General features: G+C 71.6%; 25 protein-coding genes and 1 pseudogene. 19 read left to right on the top strand and 7 right to left on the bottom strand.

The genetic code is table 11. The features are described from left to right. Positions 1-4: 4 nt before the first annotated feature. Positions 5-1,645, top strand: a complete 1,641-nt coding sequence (locus I2W78_RS03795) for an ABC-F family ATP-binding cassette domain-containing protein (RefSeq protein WP_196456932.1) — start codon at positions 5-7, stop codon at positions 1,643-1,645. Here the strand turns inward: I2W78_RS03795 and I2W78_RS03790 are convergent. The 3 genes from I2W78_RS03790 to I2W78_RS03780 all read right to left on the bottom strand — a co-directional run bounded on the left by I2W78_RS03790 (position 1,642) and on the right by I2W78_RS03780 (position 4,941). Beyond that, positions 1,642-2,211: a putative glycolipid-binding domain-containing protein gene (locus tag I2W78_RS03790; RefSeq protein WP_196456930.1), complete on the bottom strand. Its 570-nt coding sequence runs from the start codon at positions 2,209-2,211 to the stop codon at positions 1,642-1,644. The genes I2W78_RS03795 and I2W78_RS03790 overlap by 4 nt on opposite strands. A 111-nt stretch (positions 2,212-2,322) precedes the next feature. After that, a complete protein-coding gene (locus I2W78_RS03785; protein WP_196456928.1) occupies positions 2,323-4,704 on the bottom strand; it encodes a Tex family protein in 2,382 nt (793 codons plus the stop codon). 99 nt (positions 4,705-4,803) lie between these two features. Then, entirely contained in the window at positions 4,804-4,941 is a 138-nt protein-coding gene (locus I2W78_RS03780) for an LPFR motif small protein (protein WP_196456926.1), read from the bottom strand. A 172-nt stretch (positions 4,942-5,113) separates the two neighbouring features. Here I2W78_RS03780 and I2W78_RS03775 point away from each other — a divergent pair, with 172 nt between their 5' ends. Further along, on the top strand, positions 5,114-6,073 hold the full coding sequence (locus I2W78_RS03775; protein ID WP_196456924.1) for a GlxA family transcriptional regulator: 960 nt from the start codon (positions 5,114-5,116) through the stop codon (positions 6,071-6,073). Between the two features lie 12 nt (positions 6,074-6,085). Then, positions 6,086-6,715, top strand: a complete 630-nt coding sequence (locus I2W78_RS03770; RefSeq protein ID WP_196456922.1) for a DJ-1/PfpI family protein — start codon at positions 6,086-6,088, stop codon at positions 6,713-6,715. Here the strand turns inward: I2W78_RS03770 and I2W78_RS03765 are convergent. Further along, positions 6,707-7,456, bottom strand: coding sequence for an enoyl-CoA hydratase/isomerase family protein (locus I2W78_RS03765; protein ID WP_196456920.1), 750 nt, complete (start codon positions 7,454-7,456; stop codon positions 6,707-6,709). The genes I2W78_RS03770 and I2W78_RS03765 overlap by 9 nt on opposite strands. 68 nt (positions 7,457-7,524) lie before the next feature. Between I2W78_RS03765 and I2W78_RS03760 the strand changes: the two genes are divergently transcribed. Together I2W78_RS03760 and I2W78_RS03755 are read left to right on the top strand one after the other, a co-directional pair. Continuing rightward, complete coding sequence (locus I2W78_RS03760) at positions 7,525-8,154, top strand: HdeD family acid-resistance protein (protein ID WP_196456918.1); 630 nt, start codon at positions 7,525-7,527, stop codon at positions 8,152-8,154. A 175-nt stretch (positions 8,155-8,329) separates the two neighbouring features. Beyond that, complete coding sequence (locus I2W78_RS03755; RefSeq protein ID WP_196464394.1) at positions 8,330-8,839, top strand: ATP-binding protein; 510 nt, start codon at positions 8,330-8,332, stop codon at positions 8,837-8,839. A gap of 3 nt (positions 8,840-8,842) precedes the next feature. Here the strand turns inward: I2W78_RS03755 and idi are convergent, their stop codons facing one another. From idi to galE, 3 genes are all read right to left on the bottom strand, one after another. After that, positions 8,843-9,436, bottom strand: coding sequence for an isopentenyl-diphosphate Delta-isomerase (idi, locus tag I2W78_RS03750; protein ID WP_196456916.1), 594 nt, complete (start codon positions 9,434-9,436; stop codon positions 8,843-8,845). 297 nt (positions 9,437-9,733) lie between these two features. Then, positions 9,734-10,672 carry a cation diffusion facilitator family transporter gene (locus I2W78_RS03745; RefSeq protein ID WP_196456914.1) on the bottom strand — a complete coding sequence of 313 codons (939 nt, stop codon included), beginning with the start codon at positions 10,670-10,672 and terminating at the stop codon, positions 9,734-9,736. A gap of 147 nt (positions 10,673-10,819) precedes the next feature. Then, positions 10,820-11,791: a UDP-glucose 4-epimerase GalE gene (gene galE, locus I2W78_RS03740; protein ID WP_196456912.1), complete on the bottom strand. Its 972-nt coding sequence runs from the start codon at positions 11,789-11,791 to the stop codon at positions 10,820-10,822. Between the two features lie 304 nt (positions 11,792-12,095). Here galE and I2W78_RS03735 point away from each other — a divergent pair, with 304 nt between their 5' ends. The 14 genes and pseudogenes from I2W78_RS03735 to I2W78_RS03675 all read left to right on the top strand — a co-directional run bounded on the left by I2W78_RS03735 (position 12,096) and on the right by I2W78_RS03675 (position 26,805). Beyond that, a complete protein-coding gene (locus tag I2W78_RS03735; protein ID WP_196456910.1) occupies positions 12,096-13,865 on the top strand; it encodes a DUF5941 domain-containing protein in 1,770 nt (589 codons plus the stop codon). Then, a pseudogene (locus I2W78_RS03730) lies at positions 13,862-14,622 on the top strand (phosphocholine cytidylyltransferase family protein). The gene I2W78_RS03735 and the pseudogene I2W78_RS03730 overlap by 4 nt, the downstream one beginning before the upstream one ends. Then, positions 14,610-15,671 (top strand): iron-containing alcohol dehydrogenase family protein, encoded by a 1,062-nt coding sequence (locus tag I2W78_RS03725; protein WP_196456906.1) that lies wholly within the window; start codon positions 14,610-14,612, stop codon positions 15,669-15,671. The pseudogene I2W78_RS03730 and the gene I2W78_RS03725 overlap by 13 nt, the downstream one beginning before the upstream one ends. Next, positions 15,649-16,428 carry a CDP-alcohol phosphatidyltransferase family protein gene (locus I2W78_RS03720; protein ID WP_196456905.1) on the top strand — a complete coding sequence of 260 codons (780 nt, stop codon included), beginning with the start codon at positions 15,649-15,651 and terminating at the stop codon, positions 16,426-16,428. The genes I2W78_RS03725 and I2W78_RS03720 overlap by 23 nt, the downstream gene beginning before the upstream one ends. Positions 16,429-16,436: 8 nt before the next feature. Beyond that, a complete protein-coding gene (locus tag I2W78_RS03715) occupies positions 16,437-17,309 on the top strand; it encodes a glycosyltransferase family 2 protein (protein WP_196464393.1) in 873 nt (290 codons plus the stop codon). Positions 17,310-17,398: 89 nt separating this feature from the next. Beyond that, a complete protein-coding gene (locus I2W78_RS03710) occupies positions 17,399-18,328 on the top strand; it encodes an ABC transporter permease (RefSeq protein ID WP_196456903.1) in 930 nt (309 codons plus the stop codon). Further along, on the top strand, positions 18,321-19,100 hold the full coding sequence (locus I2W78_RS03705) for an ABC transporter ATP-binding protein (protein WP_196456901.1): 780 nt from the start codon (positions 18,321-18,323) through the stop codon (positions 19,098-19,100). The genes I2W78_RS03710 and I2W78_RS03705 overlap by 8 nt, the downstream gene beginning before the upstream one ends. Before the next feature lie 382 nt (positions 19,101-19,482). Beyond that, a complete protein-coding gene (hpnC, locus tag I2W78_RS03700; RefSeq protein WP_196456899.1) occupies positions 19,483-20,385 on the top strand; it encodes a squalene synthase HpnC in 903 nt (300 codons plus the stop codon). Next, a complete protein-coding gene (gene hpnD, locus I2W78_RS03695) occupies positions 20,382-21,332 on the top strand; it encodes a presqualene diphosphate synthase HpnD (protein WP_196456897.1) in 951 nt (316 codons plus the stop codon). The genes hpnC and hpnD overlap by 4 nt, the downstream gene beginning before the upstream one ends. Further along, a complete protein-coding gene (locus tag I2W78_RS41575) occupies positions 21,332-21,472 on the top strand; it encodes a DUF6380 family protein (RefSeq protein WP_374222631.1) in 141 nt (46 codons plus the stop codon). The genes hpnD and I2W78_RS41575 overlap by 1 nt, the downstream gene beginning before the upstream one ends. After that, entirely contained in the window at positions 21,469-22,869 is a 1,401-nt protein-coding gene (hpnE, locus tag I2W78_RS03690) for a hydroxysqualene dehydroxylase HpnE (protein WP_196456895.1), read from the top strand. The genes I2W78_RS41575 and hpnE overlap by 4 nt, the downstream gene beginning before the upstream one ends. 68 nt (positions 22,870-22,937) lie before the next feature. Next, a complete protein-coding gene (locus tag I2W78_RS03685) occupies positions 22,938-24,002 on the top strand; it encodes a polyprenyl synthetase family protein (RefSeq protein WP_196464392.1) in 1,065 nt (354 codons plus the stop codon). A gap of 119 nt (positions 24,003-24,121) precedes the next feature. Beyond that, entirely contained in the window at positions 24,122-26,167 is a 2,046-nt protein-coding gene (gene shc / locus I2W78_RS03680) for a squalene--hopene cyclase (RefSeq protein WP_196456893.1), read from the top strand. Continuing rightward, positions 26,164-26,805 carry a phosphorylase family protein gene (locus I2W78_RS03675; protein ID WP_196456891.1) on the top strand — a complete coding sequence of 214 codons (642 nt, stop codon included), beginning with the start codon at positions 26,164-26,166 and terminating at the stop codon, positions 26,803-26,805. The genes shc and I2W78_RS03675 overlap by 4 nt, the downstream gene beginning before the upstream one ends. Positions 26,806-26,810: the final 5 nt, after the last annotated feature.

Below are 26,810 nucleotides of genomic sequence, written 5' to 3'. Positions count from 1 at the left end.
TCTGATGACTGCCACCCTCGTCGCCAAGAACCTCGCCGCCGGCCACGGCGACCGCGCGCTCTTCACCGGCCTCGACCTGGTCGTCGCGCCCGGCGACGTGATCGGGCTGGTCGGTGCCAACGGCGCCGGAAAGTCCACGCTGCTGCGGATGCTCGCCGGGCTCGCCGCCCCCGAACAGGGCGAGCTTCTCCTGTCCCCGCCCACCGCCACCGTCGGTCATCTGCCGCAGGAGCCCGAGCGGCGGCCGGGTGAGTCGGTACGGGAGTTCCTGGCCCGCCGCACCGGCGTCGCCGAGGCCCAGCGGGCCATGGACGAGGCCACCCAGGCGCTGGTCGACGGCGCACCCGGCGCCGACGACGCCTACGCCGTCGGCCTGGAGCGCTGGCTCGGCCTCGGCGGCGCCGACCTCGACGAACGCGCCGAGGAGGTCGCCGACTCGCTGGGTCTCGCCGTAGGTCTCGACCAGCCCATGACGTCCCTCTCCGGCGGCCAGGCGGCCCGCGCCGGCCTCGCCTCCCTCCTGCTCTCCCGCTACGACGTCTTCCTGCTCGACGAGCCCACCAACGACCTCGACCTCGACGGCCTGGAGCGCCTCGAACGCTTCGTCGGCGGCCTGCGCGCCGGCACGGTGGTCGTCAGCCACGACCGCGAGTTCCTCACCCGCACGGTCACCAAGGTCCTCGAACTCGACCTCGCCCAGCAGCAGATCAACCTCTACGGCGGCGGCTACGCGGCCTACCTGGAGGAACGCGACGTCGCCCGGCGGCACGCGCGCGAGGAGTACGAGGAGTACGCCGACAAGAAGGCCGCCCTCCAGGACCGGGCGCAGACGCAGCGCGCCTGGATGGACAAGGGCGTGAAGAACGCCCGGCGCAAGGCGGGCAACGACAACGACAAGATCGGCCGCAAGTTCCGCAGCGAGGCCAGCGAGAAGCAGGCCGCGAAGGCCCGGCAGACCCAGCGCATGATCGAACGGCTGGAGGTGGTCGAGGAGCCGCGCAAGGAGTGGGAGCTGCGCATGGAGATCGCCTCGGCCCCCCGCTCGGGCGCGGTCGTGGCCACCCTGCGCGACGCCGAGGTCCGACGCGGCGACTTCGTGCTCGGCCCGGCGTCCCTCCAGATCGACTGGGCCGACCGGGTCGCGGTCACCGGCGCGAACGGCGCGGGCAAGTCGACGCTGCTCGGCGCCCTGCTCGGCCGTGTCCCGCTCGACGCGGGCCACGCCGCCCTCGGCTCCGGCGTACTGGTCGGCGAGGTCGACCAGGCCCGCAAGCTGTTCCACGGCTCGGAGACCCTGCTCGACGCGTTCCGCGCGGCCGTCCCCGACACCGAACCGGTCGAAGTGCGCACACTCCTGGCCAAGTTCGGTCTGAAGTCGGACCATGTGCTGCGCCCGGCGGCCACCCTCTCCCCGGGCGAGCGCACCCGCGCCGCCCTCGCCCTCCTCCAGGGCCGGGGCGTCAACCTGCTGGTCCTCGACGAGCCCACCAACCACCTCGACCTGCCCGCCATCGAGCAGCTGGAGTCGGCCCTCGACGCCTACACCGGCACCCTGCTCCTGGTCACCCACGACCGCCGCATGCTGGACGCGGTCCGCGTCACCCGCCGGCTGGAGGTCGCGGACGGCAAGGTGACGGAGCGCTAACGGGGCGTCAGCCGCGTCGCCAGCTCCGGATAGTCGACGACGAGACCGTCCGCGTCGATGTCCAGCTCGCTGCGGAACTCACCCGACGCGAACCGCACCCGCCCGCCGCGGTCGGTGCGGGCGAGATGCGTGTAGGTCTGGACCGAGGGCCGTACGGTCAGGTCGGGCACCGACACCCAGGCCATGAGGAACTCCCGCTCACCGGCACTCCGGTGCAGACCGTGCCGGAGCACGGGCATGGTGTTGGTCAGCGGACACAGCCCCAGATCGCAGTCGAGCGCCCCGTGCACCTGCGGCACCGGCTGCCCGTCGGCGGTCCATTCGCCCCGCCCGTCGTGCCGCAGATCGAGCGTCCGCGTCACCTCGGCGGTCTCGGCGGTCACCCGGAGCCGACGCGTCACGTAACCGTCGCCGGTTTCGAGTTCGTACGACACCCAGTACGGCTCCGGATCCGTCCCCACCGCCCGCCCTCGCGCCCGCAGGGTCTCCCCGTCGAACGCGGCCCAGGCCGTCTCGTACCCGTGGCTCGCCGTGACGTCCCAGGTCACTGCCCGCGAAGTGGTCATATCGCCACCCTACGGCGGGCAGGAGCGGCGGCCGTCCCGCCACGACACGGGCCACCCGCGGGCCCGCACCTCCGCCTCCGTTGGAAGCCGGAAGCCCGGGCCCGCGCAACGTCAGCCCCGCCCGCCCTTCTTCGGGTCGAGCAGCCCCGCGCGCCGCAGGGCGTCGGCCATCGCGCTGTTCGCCGGAGCCGGTGCCTGGCGGGCACCGCCGCCTCCCTGGCCACCGCGCCCGCCCTGCCGCTGCTGCGGCGGGCGCCCGCCCCGCTGCGGCCGGCGCTCGCCGGAACCCCGCTCCTGGGGCGCGGCCTCGTCGTCCAGCCGCAGTGTGAGGGAGATCCGCTTGCGCGGAATGTCGACGTCGAGGACCTTCACCTTCACGATGTCACCCGGCTTGACGACGTCCCGCGGGTCCTTGACGAACGTCTTCGACATCGCGGACACATGCACCAGACCGTCCTGGTGCACGCCGACGTCGACGAACGCCCCGAACGCGGCCACATTGGTGACCACGCCCTCCAGGACCATCCCCGCCGCCAGGTCCGAGAGCTTCTCGACGCCCTCCTTGAACGTGGCCGTCTTGAACGCCGGACGCGGGTCGCGCCCCGGCTTCTCCAGCTCCCTGAGGATGTCGGTGACCGTCGGCAGACCGAACGTCTCGTCCACGAAGTCCTGCGGCTTCAGCGAGCGCAGCACCCCCGTGTTGCCGATCAGCGCGGCCACCTCCTGGCCGGCGGTCTTCACCATCCGCCGCACGACCGGGTACGCCTCCGGGTGCACGCTGGACGAGTCCAGCGGGTCGTCGCCGCCCCGGATGCGCAGGAAGCCCGCGCACTGCTCGTAGGCCTTCGGGCCCAGCCGCGCCACGTTCTTCAGCTGGGAGCGGGACTTGAACGGGCCGTTGGCGTCCCGGTGGGCCACGATGTTCTCGGCGAGCCCGGAGGAGATGCCCGACACGCGCGCGAGCAGCGGCGCGGAGGCGGTGTTGACGTCGACACCGACGCCGTTCACACAGTCCTCGACCACCGCGTCCAGCGAACGCGACAGCTTCACCTCCGACAGGTCGTGCTGGTACTGGCCGACACCGATCGACTTCGGGTCGATCTTGACCAGCTCGGCGAGCGGGTCCTGGAGCCTGCGCGCGATCGACACCGCGCCGCGCAGCGACACGTCCATGTCGGGCAGCTCTTGCGAGGCGAACGCCGACGCCGAGTACACCGAGGCGCCCGCCTCGGACACCATCACCTTGGTGAGCTTCAACTCCGGGTGCTTGCCGATGAGCTCACCGGCGAGCTTGTCGGTCTCGCGGGACGCCGTGCCGTTGCCGATCGCGACCAGCTCGACCGCGTGCTCCTTGGCGAGCCGGGCCAGCTTGGCGATCGCCTCGTCCCACTTGTTGGCCGGGACGTGCGGGTAGATGACGTCGGTGGCGACGACCTTGCCGGTGGCGTCCACGACGGCCACCTTCACGCCCGTACGGAAACCGGGGTCCAGGCCCAGCGTCGCGCGCGTGCCCGCCGGAGCCGCGAGGAGCAGGTCCCGCAGGTTGGCCGCGAACACGCCGACCGCCTCGTCCTCGGCGGCCGTGCGCAGCCGCAGGCGCAGGTCGATGCCGAGGTGGACCAGGACACGGGTCCGCCAGGCCCAGCGGACGGTGTCCGTCAGCCACTTGTCGGCGGGACGCCCGCGGTCGGCGATCCCGAACCGCCCGGCGATGAGCCCCTCGTACGAGGAGGGCCCCTCCGTCGGCTCCTCCGGCTCCAGAACGAGGTCGAGCACCTCCTCCTTCTCGCCGCGCAGCATCGCCAGGATGCGGTGCGAGGGCAGCTCGGTGAACGGCTCGGCGAAGTCGAAGTAGTCCGCGAACTTGGCGCCCGCCTCCTCCTTGCCCTCCCGCACCTTGGCGGCCAGCCGCCCCCGCACCCACATGCGCTCGCGCAGCTCGCCGATCAGGTCGGCGTCCTCCGAGAACCGCTCGGTGAGGATCGCCCGGGCACCGTCCAGGGCGGCCTGCGCATCGGCCACGCCCTTGTCGGCGTCCACGAACGCGGCGGCGGCCGCGAGGGGCTCGACGGTCGGGTCGCCGAGCAGCCCCTCGGCCAACGGCTCCAGCCCCGCCTCACGGGCGATCTGGGCCTTCGTCCGCCGCTTGGGCTTGTACGGCAGGTAGATGTCCTCCAGGCGCGCCTTGGTCTCCGCGCCCCGGATCTGCGCCTGAAGCTCGTCGGTGAGCTTGCCCTGCTCACGCACCGACTCCAGAATCGCCGTCCGCCGCTCCTCCAGCTCCCGCAGATAGCGCAGCCGCTCCTCGATCGTGCGCAGCTGCGCGTCGTCGAGCATCTCGGTCGCTTCCTTGCGGTAGCGGGCGATGAAGGGCACCGTCGAACCGCCGTCGAGCAGCTCCACGGCAGCCTTGACCTGCCGCTCCCGTACGCCGAGCTCCTCGGCGATCCTGCCTTCGATGGACCCCACTTCGAGGGACCCGGGTGTCGTCACGATGCCGTACCGCCTTCTCCACTTCGGGTTGCGCGGCAATTGTGGCAGGTGGCACCGACAACGGGGGACCAGGGCGGCAACTGGGCGGGGCGCCGGGTGTCAGACCCGGCGCGCACCGCGCCGACCGGTCCCGGAGGCGCCGCCGAGCAGGCGGGCCACGGCCCGGAACGGCAACGTCACGACCGTGGCGACGGCACCACCGATCTGCCGCAGGACATCCGCGATGGCACGGAACACGTGAATCCCCTTTCGTCTCGTTTCGTCTCGCTTCTCGTTTCCCTGTGAACCAGGTGATCGCCGAGTACCGCGTCCGCCACCGGTCATGCCCGTTTGCCCATGCCGGGCCATGGCAGGAAAGGTGGGGAACTCGTCATTGCGGCCACGCGCGGACACGCGAAGAATCGCCCATATGGCGCAGCGAACCGTTCTGGTCGTCCTCTTCGACGACGTCCAGAGCCTCGATGTCTCCGGCCCGGTGGAGGTCTTCGCGGGGGCCGAGCACCTCACGCCCGGGACGTACCGCATCCGTACCGCCTCCCTGGACGGCGGCCCCGTGCGCGCCTCCAGCGGGCTGACACTCGTACCGGACGACGCCCTGGCCGACGCGCCCGACCCGCACACCCTCGTGGTGCCCGGTGGCGAGGGCACCCGCCGGACGGACCCGCGCCTGACGGAGTGGCTGCGTGAGCACGGGCCGCGTGCCCGGCGCCTGGTCTCCGTGTGCACCGGGTCGCTGCTGCTCGCCGAGGCGGGCCTGCTGGACGGCCGCCGGGCGACGACCCACTGGGGGTTCTGCGACAAACTCGCCCGCGACCACCCTGCCGTGCGGGTCGAACCCGACCCCATCTACGTGCGCGACGGACACATCGCCACGTCCGCCGGGGTCACCTCCGGCATCGACCTCGCCCTGGCCCTGGTCGAGGAGGACCTGGGACGGGACGCCGCCCTCGCCATCGCCCGCGCCCTGGTGGTCTTCCTCCGCCGCCCCGGGAACCAGGCCCAGTTCAGCGCGCAGCTCGCCGCCCAGACCGCCTCCCGCGAGCCGCTGCGCGAGGTGCAGCGGTGGATCACCGAGCACCCCGCCGACGACCTGAGTGTCGAGTCGCTCGCCACCCGCGCGCGGCTCTCCCCGCGCCACTTCGCCCGCGCCTTCCGGTCCGAGACCGGCATGACCCCCGGCCGCTATGTCGACCGGGTCCGCCTCGAACACGCCCGCCGTCTCCTGGAGGACACGGGCGACGGAATCGAGGAGATCTCCCGCGCCAGCGGTTACGGCACGCCCGAGGCCATGCGCCGCGCCTTCCTCAAGGCCCTCGGCACCGCGCCCGCCGAGTACCGCCGGCGTTTCCGTCCAGATCCCACCCATTGAAAGGACTCATCGATGCAGATCGCCATCGTCCTCTACGACGGCTTCACCGCCCTGGACGCCGTGGGCCCCTACGAGACCCTCGGCCGTCTCCCGGACGCGGAGACCGTCTTCGTGGCCGAACGCACCGGCCCCGTCCGCGCCGACACCGGCAACCTCGCCCTCACCGCCGACCAGACCCTGGCCGACGTGCCGGCTCCCGACATCGTGGTGGTCCCGGGCGGCCCCGACCAGGCCCCGCAGATGGCGAACGACACCCTGCTGGACTGGCTGCGCACCGCCGACGCCGGCACCACCTGGACGACGTCCGTGTGCACCGGCTCCCTGATCCTGGCCGCCGCCGGACTCCTGCGGGGACGCCGGGCGACCTCCCACTGGCTGACCCTGGAGGAGCTGAAGCCCTTCGGCGTCGAGCCCACGGGCGAGCGCGTCGTCTTCGACGGCAAGTACGTCACCGCCGCCGGTGTCTCCTCCGGCCTCGACATGGGCCTCACGCTGCTCGGCAGGATCGCAGGCGACGAACACGCCCAGGCCGTCCAGTTGATGACCGAGTACGACCCGCAGCCGCCGTACGACGCCGGCTCGCCGCACAAGGCCCCCGCGCACCTCGTCGAGATGTTCCGCGCCGAGGCCGCCTCAGCCTGACGCGGTCCAGGTGAAGCGCGGCTGCCGCCGCTCCAGGAACGCGGCGACGCCCTCCGCGGTGTCGGCGTTGCCGCGCGCCAGCCCGGCCCAGTGGGCGTCCCGGTCGGTGCGCCCGTCGGCGAACTCCTTCGCCGCGGCCTGCGTCAGTTGCGAGCGGGACACCAGGATCCGGGTGAACTCGGCGACCCGCTTGCCGAGTTCGCCCTCGGGCAGCACCTCGTCGACCAGCCCGGTGCGCAACGCCCGGTCGGTGTCGATCAACTCGCCGGAGAACAGCAGGTACTTGGTGGTGGCCGGACCGACCAGCGACACCAACCGCCGGGTCGCGGAGGCGGGATACACGATCCCGAGCTTCGCCGGCGTCACCCCGAACAGCGCGCCCTCCTCCGCGAACCGCAGATCACAGGCCGCCGCCAGCTGCGCTCCGCCGCCCACACAGTGCCCGCGGATCGCCGCCAGCGTCGGCTTCGCGAACGCGGCGAGCGACTCCTCCGCCAGCACGGCCAGTGCCTGCGCCTCGGCGGGCGAGGCCCGCAGCGTGGAGATGTCGGCGCCCGCGCAGAACGTGCCGCCCTCACCCGTCAGCACCAGGGCCCGTACCCCCGGATCGGCCGCCAGGGCGTCCAGCAGCGGGGGCAGCGCCCGCCACATCGCGGCCGTCATGGCGTTCCGCTTGGCGGGGTGGTCGATGACGACGGTGGCCACCGAGTCGGCGACGCGGTGCAGCAGCTGGGGCTCCATGCGCGGGATGCTAGCGGTACCCCCGCTCCGTACCATCGACGAGGGGCCTCGTGAGAGGAGGCGGCCCGATGGCGAAACCCGCGAAACCCGCGAAGGACGAGAAGGCGAAACTGCGGCGGGGCTTCGGCCGACTGGTGGCGCTCGGCGTGCTCCTGGTCGTCGCCGGTCTCGTAGGGCTCGTCTACACCGGCGTGGCCACTTTGACGTCCATGTTCCTGTTCGGCTGGCTGCTGCTGATCGGCGGCGTGGTCGGCCTGCTGCACGCCATCGAGGGACGCGGCAGCAACTTCTTCTGGCTCGCGGTGATCGTCGCCGCCCTGAACATCGCGGCGGGCGTCGTGGTCCTGAAGAGCCCCGACGCGGCCGCCGACGCCCTGGCCATGTTCGCCGCCCTGCTCTTCCTCACCGCCGGGCTCTTCCGGCTGGTCGGCGGCCTGGTGGTGCGGGGTCCGCAGTTCGGCTGGACGCTGCTGCTGGGCGCCTTCGACCTGCTGCTGGGCATCCTGGTGCTGGCCTCCTGGCCGAGCAGCAGCCAGTACGTCATTGGTACGTTCTTCTCGCTGGCGCTGCTCTTCGACGGCCTCGGACTGATCGCCACCGGCTTCGGCGGTCGCCGGATCGTGGGCATGGTCGAGGACGCCACAGGCGCCGATGACGCCCCGAAAGGGGATGGCGCGAAACCCGTACAAGCCGAATAGTTCGCAAAGTCGGCACCGGCGGGACACGATGCAGTCCCACACCTGACCGTGTCATACGCCAACGGTCAGAAGCGCTCGATAACAGCTGACTTGTGTTCAGTTCTCCGGCAGGGACCGGCGTGTTACCAACACTCGACGTGTGGTGACAATCGAGCACAAGGGTGGCGACCGGACGATGGACGACCACGGGCGCGGGCCCGCCCCACGCCCAGAAGGCGGCACAGACGCACCCGTCGAGCCGCGCACGCGCGCTCCACTGCCGTACGAGGGCGTATGGCGGTTCACCGCCCCCGCCGTCGACGCCTCGGTGCCGCAGGCCCGGCACGCCGTACGGGACCTGCTCCTGCGCCAGCGGGTGCCGGTCACGGACGACGTGGTCCAGGCGCTGCTGCTGATCGTCTCCGAGCTGGTCACGAACGCCGTACGGCACGCCGCGGTGCTCTCGCCGATGCTCGCCGTGGAGGTCGCGGTCGGCGCCGAGTGGGTGCGGGTGTCCGTGGAGGACAACCATCCCTACCGCCCGACCGCGCTGGAGACCGACCACGGTCGGACCGGCGGTCGGGGGCTGCTCCTGGTGCGGGAGATCACCCGGGAGGTGGGCGGGGTGTGCGACGTCGAGCACACGGCCAGTGGCGGCAAGGTGATCTGGGCCGCCCTGCCGCTCAACCCCGCCCTGCTGCCCTGAGGCTCACCAGCCCTCGGACGGACCGGTCAGCTCCCTGATCGCCGGGCGGGCCGCGTCCAGCACCGTCATGAACCACGCCGAGAAGGTGTCCCTGGCGTGCCGCTCCGCCAGCTCGTCCGGGGTGACGAACGCCGTGGCGTGCACCTCCTCCGGGTCCGGCCGCAGCGGCGCCTGCACGAGTCCGACGAAGAGGTGGTTGTACTCCTGCTCCACCAGGCCCGAGACCGGGTCCGGGTGGTTGTAGCGCACGGTGCCCGCCTCGGCGAGCAGCGACGGGGAGACGCCGAGTTCCTCGTACGTCCGCCGGGCCGCCGCCGCGAAGGGGGCCTCGCCCGGGTAGGGGTGACCGCAGCACGTGTTGGACCACACACCGGGGGAGTGGTACTTGCCCAGCGCCCGCTGCTGGAGGAGCAGCCGGCCGTAGTCGTCGAACAGGAAGACCGAGAACGCCCGGTGCAGCTGCCCCGGCGGCTGATGGGCGGCGAGCTTCTCCGCGGTACCGATCGTCACGCCGTTCTCGTCGACCAGTTCCAGCAGGATCGCTTCCGCGGTGCCGTTCGACGAGCTGTGCGTCGCGGTGGCAGGTGTGATCGGCATACCCATCCTTCGCCTCGTTCCTCGCGCCCCAGTCTGCCGTACGAATCCGGCACTCCCGGCACTTCCCGGCGCGTCGGCACCGGAATGAGGGGCCCGGTAGGTGATCGTGCCCGGCGCGCGAAGCCAGGAACCGTCCGGTACGGGCTTGTGGGGAACGCCAGGGGCGCGCCGCCCCGTCGCGCGCCGGTCACGCGACGTACGCGCCCTTGCCGCCCGCCGCTCCTCCTACCCCCGCCTACCCTCGCGCGTCGCACTCAGTGGCCGTGCTCGCGGGTCTGTCGGGCGGTGGCCCGCAGGTCAGTGGCAGAGCCCCACCTCGTGCTCCGCATGTCCCCCCGGCTCCAGTTGGAACGTGCAGTGCTCGACGTCGAAGTGGGAGCCCAGGCAGCTCTGGAGCTCGTGGAGCATCTTCTCGTGCCCTATGGCGCTCAGGACGTCGGAGCGGACGACGACGTGCGCGGACAGCACCGGCATGCCCGAGGTGATCGTCCAGGCGTGCAGGTCGTGCACGTCCTCCACCCCGTCGAGCGCCAGCATGTGCGCCCGCACCTCCGCCATGTCGACGCCCTTGGGCGCCGACTCCAGCAGCACGTCGAGCGTCTCGCGCAGCAGCTTCAGCGTGCGCGGCACGATCATCAGGCCGATGACCAGCGAGGCGATCGGGTCGGCGGCCTGCCAGCCGGTGGTGAGGATCACCACCGCCGAGACCAGCACCGCGACCGAGCCCAGCGCGTCGGCGGCCACCTCCAGGAAGGCGCCCCGCACGTTCAGGCTCTCCTTCTGGCCGCGCATCAGCAGCGTGAGCGAGATCATGTTCGCGACCAGACCGATCAGGCCGAACACCGCGGTCAGCCCACCCTCGGTGTCGGCCGGCGTGATGAACCGCTCGATCGCCTCGTACAGCACATAGCCGCCGACCCCGAGCAGCAGCAGACAGTTGGCGAGCGCGGCGAGGATCTCGGCGCGCGCGTACCCGAAGGTGCGGTTCGCGCTGGCCGGAAGGTTGGCGAAGTGGATCGCGAGCAGCGCCATGCCGAGGCCCACCGCGTCGGTCGCCATGTGCGCGGCGTCCGCGATCAGCGCGAGGGAGTCCGCGAGCACGCCACCGACGATCTCGACCACCATGACGGTGAGCGTGATGCCCAGCGCGATCCGCAACCTGCCGCGGTACGCCGCGGCCGCCGTACCGGTGACCGGCGCGCCATGCGCGTGCCCGTGATCGTGCCCAGCCCCCATTGAAAAGCCGCCTCCTGTTGATCGGGTCCGGACCCCAGTGAACTACGGGTGGGGGGTATCGGCAACGCGGCACTGAACACCGTTGTCATGTGCCCTGACCTGCGGAAACGAACACCAGGTCAGAGCGCTGCGATGATCTCCGGGGGCTCACCGGCCGTGATGCAGCAGCCACCCCCGCCACGCCGACTCGACCATCTCGCGCACCCCGCGCCGGGCGGTCCAGCCGAGCTCCTCGGCGGCCCGTGCGGCCGAGGCGACGGCGCGCGGCGCGTCCCCGGGGCGGCGCGCCTCGACGACGGCGGGGCGGCTGTCGCCGGTCACCTCACCGATCAGGCTGACCAGCTCGCGCACCGAGACACCCTCGCCGCGGCCGATGTTCACGGTCAGATCGCCCGACGCGTCCGGTGCCGACAGCTGCCGGGCCGCCGCGAGGTGCGCCTCGGCGAGGTCGGCGACATGGATGTAGTCGCGCACGCACGTGCCGTCCGGCGTCGGGTAGTCGTCGCCGAAGATCCGCGGCGCCTCGTCGCGGGTCAGCCGGTCGAAGACCATGGGGACCACGTTGAACACGCCGGTGTCGGCCAGTTCGGGCGCGGCCGCGCCCGCCACGTTGAAGTAGCGCAGGCACACCGTGGCGATGCCGTGCGCCCGGCCCGCCGCGCGCACCAGCCACTCACCGGCGAGTTTGGTCTCGCCGTACGGGCTCATCGGGGTGCACGGCGTGTCCTCCGTGATGAGTTCCACATCGGGGTTGCCGTAGACGGCGGCGGAGGAGGAGAACAGGAAGCGCCTGATCCCGGCCCCGGCGACCGCGTCCAGCAGCGCCGCGAGACCGCCGACGTTCTCCTCGTAGTACCGGGTCGGCTGCTCGACGGACTCACCGACCTGCTTGCGCGCCGCGAGATGCACCACACCCGTGACCGCGTGCTCGGCGAACACCCGCTTCAGCAACGCGCCGTCCCCGGCCGAGCCCCGCACCAGCGGGACGTCCGCCGGGAGCCGCGCCGGCACCCCGGCGGAGAGGTCGTCCAGCGCGACGACGCGCTCCCCGGCCTCGGCCATGACCCGCGCCACGTGCGCCCCGATGTATCCGGCACCGCCGGTGATCAGCCATGTCATGGTGGCCCACCCTAATCCGGCCGACACCCGGGTCGGCCCGGACCCGGGTCCCGTATGTCGTGATGGCCCGTTTCCGGAGGTGCGATTCTGTACGCCGACCCCGGCATCCCCGATGATGATCGCCGCACAGGCCCCAGCAGGCGGCGTCGTCCGGACCGTAAACGGCCGGTGAACACGAGCTTCCTATTATCCGATAGCCTCTGCCGACATGCCGCCCGCCGGATGCAGCACCGCCTGCCCCATGGGGCGCACCACCATGCACGCGACCGGCGCGGAAACGTCGGCCCCCAGGGAGTGAGTTCGGTTGTCGACCGCCATCCTCACCGGTCAGCCGGTCCCCGGATCGTCGATCGAGGGCGACCTGCGGTCGCTCGGCTTCGAGGTGCGCATCGCCGCCGACCCCGCCGACGCCGAGTCCCTCCTCGCGCAGGTGCCGGGTGACCGGCGCGTCGCCGTCGTCGACGCCCGTTTCGTCGGCCATCCGCACGCCCTGCGCCTCGGCCTCACCGACCCGCGCTTCCCGCTCGCCGCGATCCCCGGCGCGGTGACGGCCCAGCCCGCCGGCCGCCAGGCCCTGACACGCGCGCTGGCCCGCGAGACCTCCACCCAGGGCACGCTGCTGGTGGACAGCCTCGCCGACCGGATCACCGGCGCGCTGGACGTCGACGTGCACCGGCCGGAGCTCGGCAGCCTGGTCGCCGCCGTCCCCGCCGACCCGCAGGCCCGCAACGAGGCACGGCAGGCCGTCGCCGCCGTCGACGACGAGGCCGTACGCCTGAAGTCGGCCGTGAAGTCCCGCGACGGCTTCTTCACCACCTTCTTCATCAGCCCGTACTCCCGCTACATTGCCCGCTGGTGCGCCCGGCGCGGACTGACGCCCAATCAGGTCACCACCGCCTCACTGCTCACCGCCCTGATCGCGGCGGGCTGCGCGGCCACCGGCACGCGCGGCGGGTTCGTCGCGGCCGGCGTACTGCTGATCGCGTCCTTCGTGCTGGACTGCACCGACGGTCAACTGGCCCGCTACTCCCTGCAGTACTCCACGCTCGGCGCCTGGCTGGACGCCACCTTCGACCGGGCCAAGGAGTACGCCTACTACGCCGGTCTCGCCCTCGGCGCGGCCCGGGGTGGCGACGACGTATGGGCGCTCGCCCTGGGCGCGATGGTCCTGCAGACCTGCCGGCACATCGTCGACTTCTCCTTCAACGAGGCGAACCACGACGCCACCGCCAACACCAGCCCTACTGCCGCACTTTCGGACAAACTGGACAGTGTCGGCTGGACAGTGTGGCTGCGCCGGATGATCGTCCTGCCGATCGGTGAACGCTGGGCGCTGATCGCCGTCCTCACCGCCGTCACGACCCCGCGCATCACCTTCTACGTGCTGCTCGTCGGCTGCGCCTTCGCCGCGACCTACACCACGGCCGGCCGTGTGCTGCGTTCGCTGACCCGCAAGGCCGAGCGGACCGACCGCGCGGCGCGGGCGCTGGCCGATCTGGCGGACAGCGGGGCCCTGGTGGAACTTCTCTCACGCAAGGTGCGCGTCCCGGCGGCTCCGCTCAGTGCCGCCGCCGCTGGCCTCCTCGTGGTGACGTCCGCCGCACTCTGGGGCGCGACCTGGCCGACCCTGCTCGCCGCGCTCGTCTACGTCGCGCTGTCCGCGGCCGCCGTCTCACGCCCCCTCAAAGGCGCGCTGGACTGGCTGGTTCCGCCCTTCTTCCGGGCCGCCGAGTACGGGACCGTGCTGATCCTGGCAGCTGAATCGGAGGTGAACGGAGCACTTCCCGCTGCTTTCGGGCTGGTTGCGGCTGTCGCCTACCATCACTACGACACGGTCTACCGCATCCGCGGCAACGCGGGCGCGCCCCCGCACTGGCTGGTGCGGGCGATCGGGGGGCACGAGGGCCGGACGCTGGTGGTCGTGACGCTCGCCGTGGTGCTGACCGCCGCGCAGTTCAAGGTCGCGCTCACGGTCCTCGCCGTGGCCGTCGCCCTGGTGGTGCTCCTGGAGAGCATCCGGTTCTGGGTGTCCGCAGGGGCGCCCGCCGTACACGACGAAGGAGAACCCGCATGATCGGCCTCGTGCTGGCGGCCGGCGCCGGCCGGCGTCTGCGCCCTACACCGACACCCTGCCCAAGGCACTGGTGCCGGTGGGGCCCGCGGGCGACGAGGACGGGACCGACGGGATCACAGTTCTCGACCTGACCCTCGCCAACTTCGCCGAGATCGGCCTGACGGAAGCGGCGATCATCGTCGGCTACCGCAAGGAGGCCGTCTACGCGCGCAAGTCCGAGCTGGAGCAGAAGTACGGCCTGAAGCTCACGCTGATCGACAACGACAAGGCCGAGGAGTGGAACAACGCCTACTCCCTGTGGTGCGGCCGTGACGCGCTCAAGGACGGCGTGATCCTCGCCAACGGCGACACCGTCCACCCGGTCTCCGTGGAGAAGACGCTGCTCGCCGCCCGCGGCGACGGCAAGAAGATCATCCTCGCTCTCGACACCGTGAAGTCGCTGGCCGACGAGGAGATGAAGGTCGTCGTCGATCCCGAGCGGGGCGTGCGGAAGATCACCAAGCTGATGGACCCCGCCGAGGCCACCGGCGAGTACATCGGCGTCACCCTCATCGAGGGCGACGCCGCGCCCGAGCTGGCGGACGCGCTGCGCACCGTCTGGGAGAGCGACCCCCAGCAGTTCTACGAGCACGGCTACCAGGAGCTCGTCAACCGCGGCTTCAAGATCGACGTGGCCCCGATCGGCGACGTGCCGTGGGTCGAGATCGACAACCACGACGATCTGGCCCGGGGACGGGAGATCGCGTGCCAGTACTGACCCGGCTCATCCCGTCGCCGGTCGTCGTGGACATCCGCCCGGGTGCCCTCGACGACCTGGCGGGCGTGCTCGCCGACGAGCGCATATCCCACTCGGGCCGCCTCGCCGTCGCCGTCAGCGGCGGCTCCGGCGCCCGGCTGCGTGAGCGCGTCGCCCCGCAACTGCCCGGCGCCAGCTGGTACGAGGTGGGCGGGGGAACCCTCGACGACGCCGTCCGGCTGGCGAGCGACATCAAGGCAGGCCACTACGACGCGGTCGTGGGCCTCGGTGGCGGGAAGATCATCGACTGTGCCAAGTTCGCCGCGGCGCGGGTCGGCCTGCCACTGGTCGCCGTCGCCACCAACCTGGCGCACGACGGGCTCTGCTCGCCGGTGGCGACCCTCGACAACGACGCGGGCCGCGGCTCGTACGGCGTGCCGAACCCGATCGCGGTCGTCATCGATCTCAACGTGATCCGTGAGGCTCCGGTGCGCTTCGTGCGCTCCGGTATCGGCGACGTCATCTCCAACGTCTCCGCCGTGGCGGACTGGGAGCTCTCCAACCGTGTCAACGGGGAGAAGATCGACGGTCTGGCCGCCGCCATGGCGCGGCAGGCCGGCGAGTCGGTGCTCCGGCACCCGGGCGGCGTCGGCGACGACGGTTTCCTGCAGGTCCTGGCCGAGGCACTGGTCCTCACTGGCATCGCCATGTCGGTGTCGGGCGACTCCCGCCCGTCCTCCGGCGCCTGCCACGAGATCAACCACGCCTTCGACCTGCTGTTCCCCAAGCGCGCGGCCGCCCACGGCGAGCAGTGCGGGCTGGGCGCGGCCTTCGCGATGTATCTGCGCGGCGCGCACGAGGAGTCGGTGTACATGGCCGAGGTGCTGCGTCGGCACGGGCTGCCGGTGCTGCCGGAGGAGATCGGCTTCACCCCGGACGAGTTCGTCCGGGTCGTGGAGTACGCCCCTCAGACCCGGCCCGGCCGCTACACGATCCTCGAACACCTCGACCTGCAAACCCACCAGATCAAGGACACCTACGCCGACTATGTCAAGGCCATCGGTAGCTGAACTCCGCCCCGTCGTCCACCCCGCCGGGGTGAAGGACCGGCGCAGCGGTGAGCACTGGGCGGGACGCCTCTACATGCGAGAGGTGTCGCTGCGGGTCGACCGCTACCTGGTGAACACCAGGGTCACGCCCAACCAGCTCACGTACCTGATGACCCTCTTCGGCGTGCTCGCCGCCCCCGCCCTGCTGGTGCCGGGCATCCCGGGTGCCGTGCTCGGCGTCGTGATGGTCCAGCTGTACCTGCTGCTGGACTGCGTCGACGGCGAGATCGCCCGCTGGAAGCAGCAGTTCTCCCTCGGCGGCGTCTACCTGGACCGGGTCGGCGCCTACCTGACCGACGCCGCCGTCCTCGTCGGCCTGGGCCTGCGCGCCGCCGATCTGTGGGGCTCCGGGCGGATCGACTGGCTGTGGGCTTTCCTGGGCACCCTCGCCGCCCTCGGCGCGATTCTGATCAAGGCGGAGACCGACCTCGTCGGCGTCGCCCGGCACCAGGGCGGGCTGCCGCCGGTCAAGGAGTCCGCGTCCGAGCCCCGCTCCTCCGGCATGGCACTGGCCCGCCGCGCCGCCGCCGCGCTGAAGTTCCACCGGCTGATCCTCGGCATCGAGGCGTCGCTGCTGATCCTGGTCCTCGCGATCCTGGACGCGAGCCGCGGTGACCTGTTCTTCACCCGGCTCGGCGTCGCCGTGCTCGTCGGCATCGCGCTGCTGCAGACGCTGCTGCACCTGGTGTCCATCCTCGTGTCGAGCAGGCTCCGGTGAGCCCGGGGATGCGGGTCGGGGCGGTCATCATCACGATGGGCAACCGCCCCGAGGAGCTCCGCGCGCTGCTGGAGTCGGTCGCCAAGCAGGACGGCGACCCGATAGACGTGGTCGTCGTCGGCAACGGCTCGCCCGTGCCCGAGGTCCCCGCCGGCGTCCGTACCGTCGAGCTGCCCGAGAACCTCGGCATCCCGGGCGGCCGCAACGTCGGCATCGAGGCCTTCGGCCCTAGTGGCCGGGACGTCGACATACTGCTGTTCCTCGACGACGACGGCCTGCTCGCCCGCCCCGACACCGCCCAGCTGTGCCGCCAGGCCTTCGAGGCCGACTCCAGGCTCGGCATCATCAGCTTCCGCATAGCCGACCCGGACACCGGCGCCACCCAGCGCCGCCACGTGCCCCGGCTGCGCGCCTCCGACCCGATGCGCTCCTCGCGCGTGACCACCTTCCTCGGCGGCGCCAACGCGGTCCGCACCCGGGTGTTCGCCGAGGTCGGCGGCCTGCCGGACGCGTTCTTCTACGCGCACGAGGAGACCGACCTGGCCTGGCGGGCCCTCGACGCGGGCTGGCTGATCGACTACCGGTCCGACATGGTGCTGTACCACCCGACGACCGCGCCCTCCCGGCACGCGGTCTACCACCGCATGGTGGCCCGCAACCGCGTCTGGCTCGCCCGCCGCAACCTGCCCGCCGCCCTCGTTCCCCTCTACCTGGGAATCTGGCTCACCCTCACCCTGCTGCGCCGCCCCTCGCGGCCGGCGCTGCGGGCGTGGTTCGGCGGCTTCCGGGAAGGCTGGGCGTCGCCCTGCGGTCCCCGCCGGCCCATGAAGTGGCGTACGGTGTGGCGGCTGACTCGACTCGGCCGACCTCCTGTCATCTGACAAGCTCGTCCCTGAGAGCATTCGGGGCGTAACGCTCGGCTCCCGGCTACCGCCCGGGCCGCGCATCTCGAAGACGAAAGTTTCGACTAGTGAGTGAGACCACACACGACGGCACAGTCGCGGTGACCGCGCCTCCGTCGCCCGACGAGGGACTGTCCGCGGCAGAGCTCGCCGCGAAGTACGGGCTGTCCGTGAGCGGCGCCCGCCCCTCCCTCGTCGAATACGTCCGCCAGCTCTGGGACCGGCGTCACTTCATCATCGCCTTCTCGCGGGCGAAGCTGACCGCCCAGTACAGCCAGGCCAAGCTCGGCCAGCTCTGGCAGGTCGTCACACCGCTGCTGAACGCGGCCGTGTACTTCTTCGTCTTCGGCGTGATCCTGGAGGCCGACCGGGGCATGCCGCGTGAGGTGTACATCCCGTTCCTGGTCACCGGCGTGTTCGTGTTCACCTTCACGCAGAGCTCGGTGATGGCGGGCGTCCGCGCGATCTCCGGCAACCTCGGCCTGGTGCGCGCCCTGCACTTCCCGCGCGCCTCGCTGCCGGTCTCCTTCGCGCTCCAGCAGCTCCAGCAGCTGCTCTTCTCGATGATCGTGCTGTTCGCCGTGACCTGCGCCTTCGGCAGCTACCCGGAGCTGTCCTGGGTACTGATCGTCCCGGCGCTGGCCCTGCAGTTCTGCTTCAACACCGGCCTCGCCCTGATCATGGCCCGGGCCGGCTCCAAGACTCCGGACCTGGCACAGCTGATGCCGTTCGTGATGCGCACGTGGATGTACGCGTCCGGCGTCATGTACTCCATCCCGATCATGCTGGCCGACAAGCCGGCCTGGATCGCCAACGTGCTCCAGTGGAACCCGGCCGCCATCTACATGGACCTGATGCGCTTCGCGCTGATCGACGGCTACGGCTCGGAGAACCTCCCCGACCACGTCTGGGCGATCGCCGGCGGCTGGGCCGCGCTGTTCGCCCTGGGCGGCTTCGTGTACTTCTGGAAGGCGGAGGAGAGGTACGGCCGTGGCTGACCATACGACCGAAGCACACGTCCCCACGGTCATCGCGGACGAGCTGCACATCGTCTACCGCGTCAACGGCGCCAAGACCGGCAAGGGCAGCGCCACCGCCGCCCTCAGCCGCATCCTCAAGCGCGGCGAGCAGCGCGGGGTGCGCAAGGTGCACGCCGTGCGCGGAGTGTCCTTCGTCGCCTACCGGGGCGAGGCCATCGGCCTGATCGGCTCCAACGGCTCCGGCAAGTCGACCCTGCTGCGCGCCATCGCCGGCCTGCTGCCCGCCGAGAGCGGCAAGGTCTACACCGACGGCCAGCCCTCGCTGCTCGGTGTGAACGCGGCCCTGATGAACGACCTGACCGGTGAGCGCAACGTCATATTGGGCGGGCTCGCCATGGGCATGACCCGCGAGCAGATCAAGGAGCGCTACCAGGAGATCGTCGACTTCTCCGGTATCAACGAGAAGGGCGACTTCATCACCCTGCCGATGCGCACCTACTCCTCCGGCATGGCCGCCCGCCTGCGGTTCTCCATCGCCGCCGCCAAGGACCACGACGTCCTGATGATCGACGAGGCGCTGGCCACCGGTGACCGCAAGTTCCAGAAGCGCTCCGAGGAACGCATCCGCGAGCTGCGCAAGCAGGCCGGAACGGTGTTCCTGGTCAGTCACAACAACAAGTCGATCCGCGACACCTGCAACCGCGTGCTGTGGCTGGAGCGCGGCGAGCTGCGCATGGACGGACCGACCGACGAGGTCCTCAAGGAGTACGAGAAGTTCACGGGTAAGTAGCCGGCCGTTCAGGGCCCTGCCGGAACTGCTCCGGTGGGGCCCTGCGTCGTCGGCAAAGGGCACCTGCGCCGCCCGCAAAGGAAGCGTCAACTCTGGTCAGCCGTAGGAATCTTGAAGCCAATCGGTGTGTTCTTGTGATGCGCAGGACACCCCCTCGGTCCGCGCCGCGTTGTACAACGTAAGCTGTACCAGTGCCGAAACACGGCAAGTAGGGCGATAATGCGCGACACCCTCCACCGGGACAGCCGCCGGAACGCCGGGCGGCGTGTCCGAAATAGTGTGTATTGGGTCGGCAGTGTAGAACGGGAGATGTGACGGCAATGGCTACGGAAACTCCCCAGCTCCGCGAGGCATGTGCCGTCCCCGCCCTGGGCAGCAAACGGTGACGGGAACCACCACGACGCGCACGGACGACCCGGAGCGCGCCACGCTCGACAAGGCCACGGCCGAGAACTTCCCCGTGGCCCCGTTCTTCCTGCCCAGAGACTGGCGCGCCGACCTCATGGCCGTCTACGGCTTCGCCCGCCTCGTCGACGACATCGGCGACGGCGACCTCGCGCCCGGCGGCGCCGACGCCCGCCTCCTCGGCGTGTCGCCCGAGCGGGCCGAGGACCGGCTGACCGTGCTGGACGCCTTCGAGGCCGACCTGCGCCGCGTCTTCGACTCGACCCCGCGCCACCCCCTGCTGCGCCGTCTCCAGCCGACCGTCCGCCGCCGCTCGCTGACCCCCGAGCCCTTCCTCGGCCTGATCGCCGCCAACCGCCAGGACCAGCTCGTCAAGCGCTACGAGACCTACGACGACCTGCTCGCCTACTGCGTACTGTCCGCGAACCCCGTGGGCCGGCTCGTCCTCGCCGTCACCGGCACCGCCACCCCCGAGCGGATCCGCCACTCGGACGCGATCTGCACGGCCCTGCAGATCGTCGAGCATCTCCAGGACGTGGCCGAGGATCTCGGCCGCGACCGCGTCTATCTGCCCGCCGAGGACATGAAGCGCTTTCACGTCCAGGAGGCGGATCTCGCCACGGCGACCGCGGGCGCATCGGTGCGCGCACTGGTCGCGTACGAAGCACAACGCGCCCGCGATCTGCTGAATGAAGGCGCCCCCCTCGTGGGTAGCGTGCACGGCAGGTTGAGGCTGTTGCTCGCGGGGTTCGTGGCGGGGGGAAGGGCGGCCGTCCAGGCGATCGCCGCCGCCGAATACGACGTACTTCCCGGCCCGCCCAAATCCGGCAAGCTCCGGTTGCTGCGTGAGGTGGGCGTGACTCTGCGAGGAGAGGGGTGATCCGGACCGTGGACTCCGCGCCACACGTGTCCGCACCGGTACTCGCCGCCTACAGCTACTGCGAGGCCGTCACCGGACAGCAGGCCCGTAACTTCGCCTACGGCATCAGACTGTTGCCGACGCCCAAGCGCCGCGCTATGTCCGCGCTGTACGCGTTCTCCCGGCGGGTCGACGACATCGGCGACGGCGCGCTCACCGACGACGTGAAGTTCGCCCGTCTCCAGGACACCCGGTCGCTGCTCGACCGGATCCGCGAGGACGCGATCGGCGAGGACGACACCGACCCGGTCGGCGTCGCCCTCGCGCACGCGGCCCGGCACTTCCCGATCCCGCTCGACGGCCTGAACGAACTCATCGACGGCGTCCTCATGGACGTCCGCGGCGAGGCCTACGAGACCTGGGACGACCTGAAGGTCTACTGCCGCTGTGTGGCCGGCGCCATCGGCCGGCTCTCGCTCGGAGTGTTCGGAACGGAACCGGGGGCGCGCGGCGCCGAGCGCGCGCCCGAGTACGCCGACACGCTGGGGCTCGCACTCCAGCTCACCAACATCCTGCGCGACATCCGTGAGGACGCCGAGGGCGGGCGCGTCTACCTGCCCGCCGACGACCTGGCCAAGTTCGGCTGCTCGGCCGGGTTCAGCGGGCCGACCCCACCGGAGGGCTCCGACTTCGCGGGCCTCGTGCACTTCGAAGTGCGTCGGGCCCGCGCCCTTTTCGCCGAGGGCTACCAGCTGCTGCCCATGCTCGACCGGCGCAGCGGCGCCTGCGTAGCCGCCATGGCAGGCATCTACCGCCGCCTCCTCGACCGCATCGAACGCGACCCCGAGGCGGTGCTGCGCGGCCGGGTCTCGCTGCCCGGACGCGAGAAGGCCTACGTCGCCGTGCGCGGCCTGTCCGGTCTGGACGCCCGGCACGTGACCCGGCGGACCGTCAGGAGGCGTGCTTGATGCACGACTTGGACCAAGGGAACGCAGACGGCCGTAAGCGGCGGGCAACCCTCCGTGGCCGGGTGGCGTCCCTGACTGCAACGGCCTGCCGGGGCACGTCGACACGGCACGGCGGGTGCGCAGGGGAGGGTGCACGATGACCGACGGCATGCGGTCCGGGCCCGCACGGGACACGGTGGTGGTCGGCGGAGGGCTCGCGGGAATCACCGCCGCGCTCGCGCTCGCCGACGCCGGGGTGCGCGTCACCCTGCTCGAAGGCAGGCCGAGACTGGGCGGCCTGGCCTTCTCCTTCCAGCGCGGCGAGCTCACCGTCGACAACGGCCAGCACGTCTACCTGCGCTGCTGCACCGCCTACCGCTGGTTCCTCGACCGGATCGGCGGCGCGGCGCTGGCTCCGCTGCAGGACCGTCTCGACGTGCCCGTCGTCGACGTCACCAAGCCCGAGGGCCGGCGGCTCGGCAGGCTGCGGCGCGACGCGCTGCCGGTGCCCCTGCATCTGGGGCGCAGCCTCGCGACGTATCCGCACCTCTCACTCGCCGAGCGCGCCAAGGTCGGCCGGGCCGCGCTCGCGCTCAAGGGGCTCGACCTCGCCGATCCGGCCCTGGACGCACAGGACTTCGGCAGCTGGCTGACCGCGCACGGTCAGTCGGCGCGTGCCGTCGAGGCCCTGTGGGACCTGGTCGGGGTCGCCACCCTCAACGCGGTCGCCTCCGACGCCTCCCTGGGGCTCGCCGCGATGGTGTTCAAGACCGGTCTGCTGTCCGACCCGGGCGCGGCCGACATCGGCTGGGCGCGCGTCCCGCTGGGCGAACTGCACGACCGGCTGGCCCGCAGGGCGCTCGACTCCGGGGGCGTCCGAACCAGGATCCGTTCACGCGTCACCTCCATCTTCCAGAACGACAACGGGCGTTGGAGCGTTCAGGTTCCCGGTGAGGTCATCGAGACGGACGCGGTCGTGCTCGCCGTACCCCAGCGCGAGACGTACGACCTGCTGCCCGACGGCGCCCTCGACGACCCGGAGCAACTGCTGCGGATCGGCACCGCGCCCATCCTCAACGTCCATGTCGTCTACGACCGCAAGGTCGTCGACACCCCCTTCCTCACCGCGCTCGGCACGCCCGTGCAGTGGATCTTCGACCGCACCGAGGCCTCGGGGCTGACGTCCGGCCAGTACCTCGCGCTGTCGCAGTCGGCCGCACAGGACGAGATCGACGCGCCCGTCGCCGCCCTGCGCGAGCGGTACCTGACCGAACTTCAGCGCCTGCTGCCGCGGACCCGCGGTGCCGAGGTGAAGGACTTCTTCGTGACCAGGGAGCGCACCGCGACGTTCGCTCCCACCCCCGGCGTCGGACGGCTGCGGCCCGGCGCCCGTACCAAGGCATCCGGCCTGTACCTGGCCGGAGCGTGGACCGCCACCGGGTGGCCCGCGACCATGGAAAGTGCGGTCCGCAGTGGCATCGGCGCGGCGGACGCCGCGTTGCGTGCCCTGGGTCGGCCCCGCCCCCGTCACCTCTTCGACGTCGAGGAGGCTGCCTGATGATCCAGCAGCGCGCGGCAGGCCCCCGCACCTCCGGTACCGCAACAAGAGGAGAGACTGTGCCCACTGTGCCCCCGGCCTCGAAGGCCGCTCGAGAGACCGCGGTGGACGTGACCGCGCTCCTGGAGCGCGGCCGGACCCTGGCCACACCGGTACTGCGGGCGGCCGTCGACCGCCTGGCACCTCCCATGGACACGGTCGCCGCCTACCACTTCGGCTGGATCGACGCCGCCGGCAATCCCGCCGACGGCGACGGCGGCAAGGCCGTGCGCCCCGCCCTCGCCGTGCTGTCCGCCGAGGTCACCTCAGGCGCGCCCGAGGTCGGCATCCCCGGAGCGGTCGCCGTCGAACTGGTCCACAACTTCTCGCTGCTGCACGACGACCTGATGGACGGCGACGAACAGCGCCGGCACCGCGACACCGTCTGGAAGGTGCACGGCCCCGCCCAGGCCATCCTGGTCGGCGACGCCCTGTTCGCGCTGGCCAACGAGATCCTGCTGGAACTCGGCACCGTCGAGGCCGGCCGCGCCACCCGCCGTCTGACCACCGCGACCCGCGCGCTGATCGACGGCCAGGCCCAGGACATCTCCTACGAGCACCGCGACCGCGTCAGCGTCGAGGAGTGCCTGGAGATGGAGGGCAACAAGACCGGCGCCCTGCTGGCCTGCGCCAGCTCCATCGGCGCCGTGCTCGGCGGCGCGGACGACCGCACCGCCGACACCCTGGAGAAGTACGGCTACCACCTGGGCCTCGCCTTCCAGGCCGTCGACGACCTCCTCGGCATCTGGGGCGACCCGGAGGCCACCGGCAAGCAGACCTGGAGCGATCTGCGCCAGCGCAAGAAGTCCCTGCCGGTCGTGGCCGCGCTCGCGGCCGGGGGCAGCGCCTCCGAACGGCTCGGCGAGCTGCTCGCCGCCGACGCCAAGAGCAGCGACTTCGCGAACTTCTCCGAGGAGGAGTTCGCCGCCCGTGCCGCGCTGATCGAGGAGGCCGGCGGCCGCGAGTGGACGGCCGGGGAAGCACGCCGTCAGCACACCATCGCCATCGAAGCCCTCGACGCCGTCGACATGCCCGACCGGGTGCGGGCGCAGTTCACGGCGCTCGCCGACTTCGTCGTCGTACGAAAGAGATGATCACTATCGGTCGAATAGCCCTCGCGTAGTCGCCGGCCGGTGTCGCGATCGGATGCGCACCGGCCGACGGCGGACCCACAGCAGACGCACCACCTGCCGCACTGCACGAAGGGGAAGCCATGACAGCGACGACCGACGGAAGCTCCGGGGCCGTGCCGCCCCGCGCCGCCGCGGCCAGCGATACCGACAGCACCACCCCGGTGGCGGCCGGGGTCCACGAAGCCGCCGTACACGCGGTCCAGCGCGCCACCGACTTCCTGCTGGCCCGACAGGACGCCCAGGGCTGGTGGAAGGGCGACCTGGAGACCAACGTCACCATGGACGCCGAGGACCTGCTGCTCCGTCAGTTCCTCGGCATCCGCGACGAGTCCACGACGCGCGCCGCCGCCCTCTTCATCCGCGGCGAGCAGCGCGAGGACGGCACCTGGGCCACCTTCCACGGCGGACCGGGCGAACTCTCCACCACCATCGAGGCGTACGTCGCCCTGCGCCTGGCCGGGGACGCGCCGGACGCGCCGCACATGGCGAAGGCGGCGGAGTGGATCCGCGCCCAGGGCGGCATCGCCGCGTCCCGGGTCTTCACCCGCATCTGGCTCGCCCTGTTCGGCTGGTGGAAGTGGGACGACCTGCCCGAACTGCCGCCGGAACTCATCTACTTCCCGAAGTGGGTGCCGCTCAACATCTACGACTTCGGCTGCTGGGCCCGGCAGACGGTCGTCCCGTTGACCATCGTCTCCGCGAAGCGCCCCGTGCGGCCGGCGCCCTTCCCGTTGGACGAGCTGCACACCGATCCGAACAACCCCAGTCCGGCGAAGCGCCTGGCGCCCGCGGCCAGTTGGGACGGCGCCTTCCAACGGCTCGACAAGGGCCTGCACGCCCTGCGCAAGGTCGTGCCGAGGAAGCTGCGCAGGGCGGCGATGCGGTCGGCCGCGCGCTGGATCATCGAGCGGCAGGAGAACGACGGCTGCTGGGGCGGTATCCAGCCGCCGGCCGTGTACTCCCTCATCGCCCTCCACCTGCTCGGCTACGACCTCCAACACCCCGTCATGCGCGCCGGGTTGGAGTCCCTCGACCGGTACGCCGTCTGGCGCGAGGACGGCGCCCGGATGATCGAGGCCTGCCAGTCGCCGGTGTGGGACACCTGCCTGGCGACCATCGCGCTCGTCGACGCCGGGCTGCCCGCGGACCATCCGCAGCTGGTGAAGGCGGCGGACTGGATGCTGGGGGAGCAGATCGTGCGCCCCGGCGACTGGTCCGTGCGGCGGCCTCAACTACCGCCCGGCGGATGGGCGTTCGAGTTCCACAACGACAACTACCCCGACATCGACGACACCGCCGAGGTCGTCCTCGCGCTGCGCCGCGTGCGGCATCACGACCCGGAGCGGGTGGAGAAGGCCATCGCGCGCGGGGTGCGCTGGAACCTCGGCATGCAGTCGAAGGACGGCGCCTGGGGCGCCTTCGACGTCGACAACACCAGCCCGTTCCCCAACCGGCTGCCGTTCTGCGACTTCGGCGAGGTCATCGACCCGCCGTCCGCGGACGTCACCGCGCACGTCGTCGAGATGCTCGCGGTGGAGGGCCTCACCCACGACCCGCGCACCCGGCGCGGCATCGAGTGGCTGCTCGGCGAACAGGAGCCGGACGGCTCGTGGTTCGGACGCTGGGGCGTCAACTACGTCTACGGCACCGGGTCCGTGGTGCCCGCGCTGACCGCCGCCGGTCTCCCCGGCTCGCACCCGGCGATCCGGCGGGCGGTGGCCTGGCTGGAGAGCGTCCAGAACGACGACGGCGGCTGGGGCGAGGACCTGCGCTCGTACCAGTACGTCAAGGAGTGGAGCGGCAGGGGCGCCTCCACCGCCTCGCAGACCGCCTGGGCGCTGATGGCGCTGCTGGCGGCCGGCGAGCGGGACTCCAAGGCCGTCGAACGCGGCATCGAGTGGCTGGCCGCGACCCAGCGGGAGGACGGCTCGTGGGACGAGCCGTACTTCACGGGGACGGGCTTCCCGTGGGACTTCTCGATCAACTACCACCTGTACCGGCAGGTGTTTCCGCTCACGGCGCTGGGGCGGTATGTGCACGGCGAGCCCTTCGCGAAAGGCGGCGCCGGCGGGCTCGCCGCGCGGACCGGCGGTCGGCCGCTCGCCGAGGTCGAGGGGACCGGATGAGCCCCTCCTCCGCTCCGCCGCCGCTGCTGATCGCCTGTGCGCTCGGTATCGAGCGGCTGGCGCTGCGGCTGGGGGAGCGTGGTGGTGCGGCTGGGCCGGTGACCGTGCTGCGTACGGGCATGGGTCCCGGGGCGGCCGAGCGGTCCGTCGTGCGGGCGCTGGCCGACCCCGCACTCGCCGGGGCCGCCGTGCTGGCCACCGGCTTCTGCGCGGGGCTGGCACCCGGCATGCACCCCGGTGACCTGGTCGTCGCCGAGGAGACCCGGGACCCGCGTGGCTCCACGCCCTGCGTGGGCACCGACCTGCTCGTCAAGGAACTCGGGCGTACGGTGCCCGGCCGTACCGTCCACACCGGCCCGCTCACCGGATCCGACCACGTCGTACGCGGTCAGGAGCGGTCCGGCCTGCTGGCCACCGGCGCAATCGCGGTCGACATGGAGTCGGCCGCAACGCTTCTCGGCGCCGGGCGTGCGGGAGCACGTCCGGTTGCGGCCGTCCGGGTGGTCGTGGACGCTCCAGAACATGAACTCGTCCGTATCGGCACGGTGCGCGGTGGAATATCGGCTTTCCGCGTCCTTCGTTCCATTCTTCCCGCATTCTTTGAATGGCACCGTAATGTGCTGCTCCCCAGGAGGTGAGCCCG

The organism is Streptomyces spinoverrucosus (genome assembly GCF_015712165.1).
GTDB lineage: Bacteria > Actinomycetota > Actinomycetes > Streptomycetales > Streptomycetaceae > Streptomyces > Streptomyces spinoverrucosus_A.
This window is presented reverse-complemented; position numbering and strand designations above follow the sequence as displayed.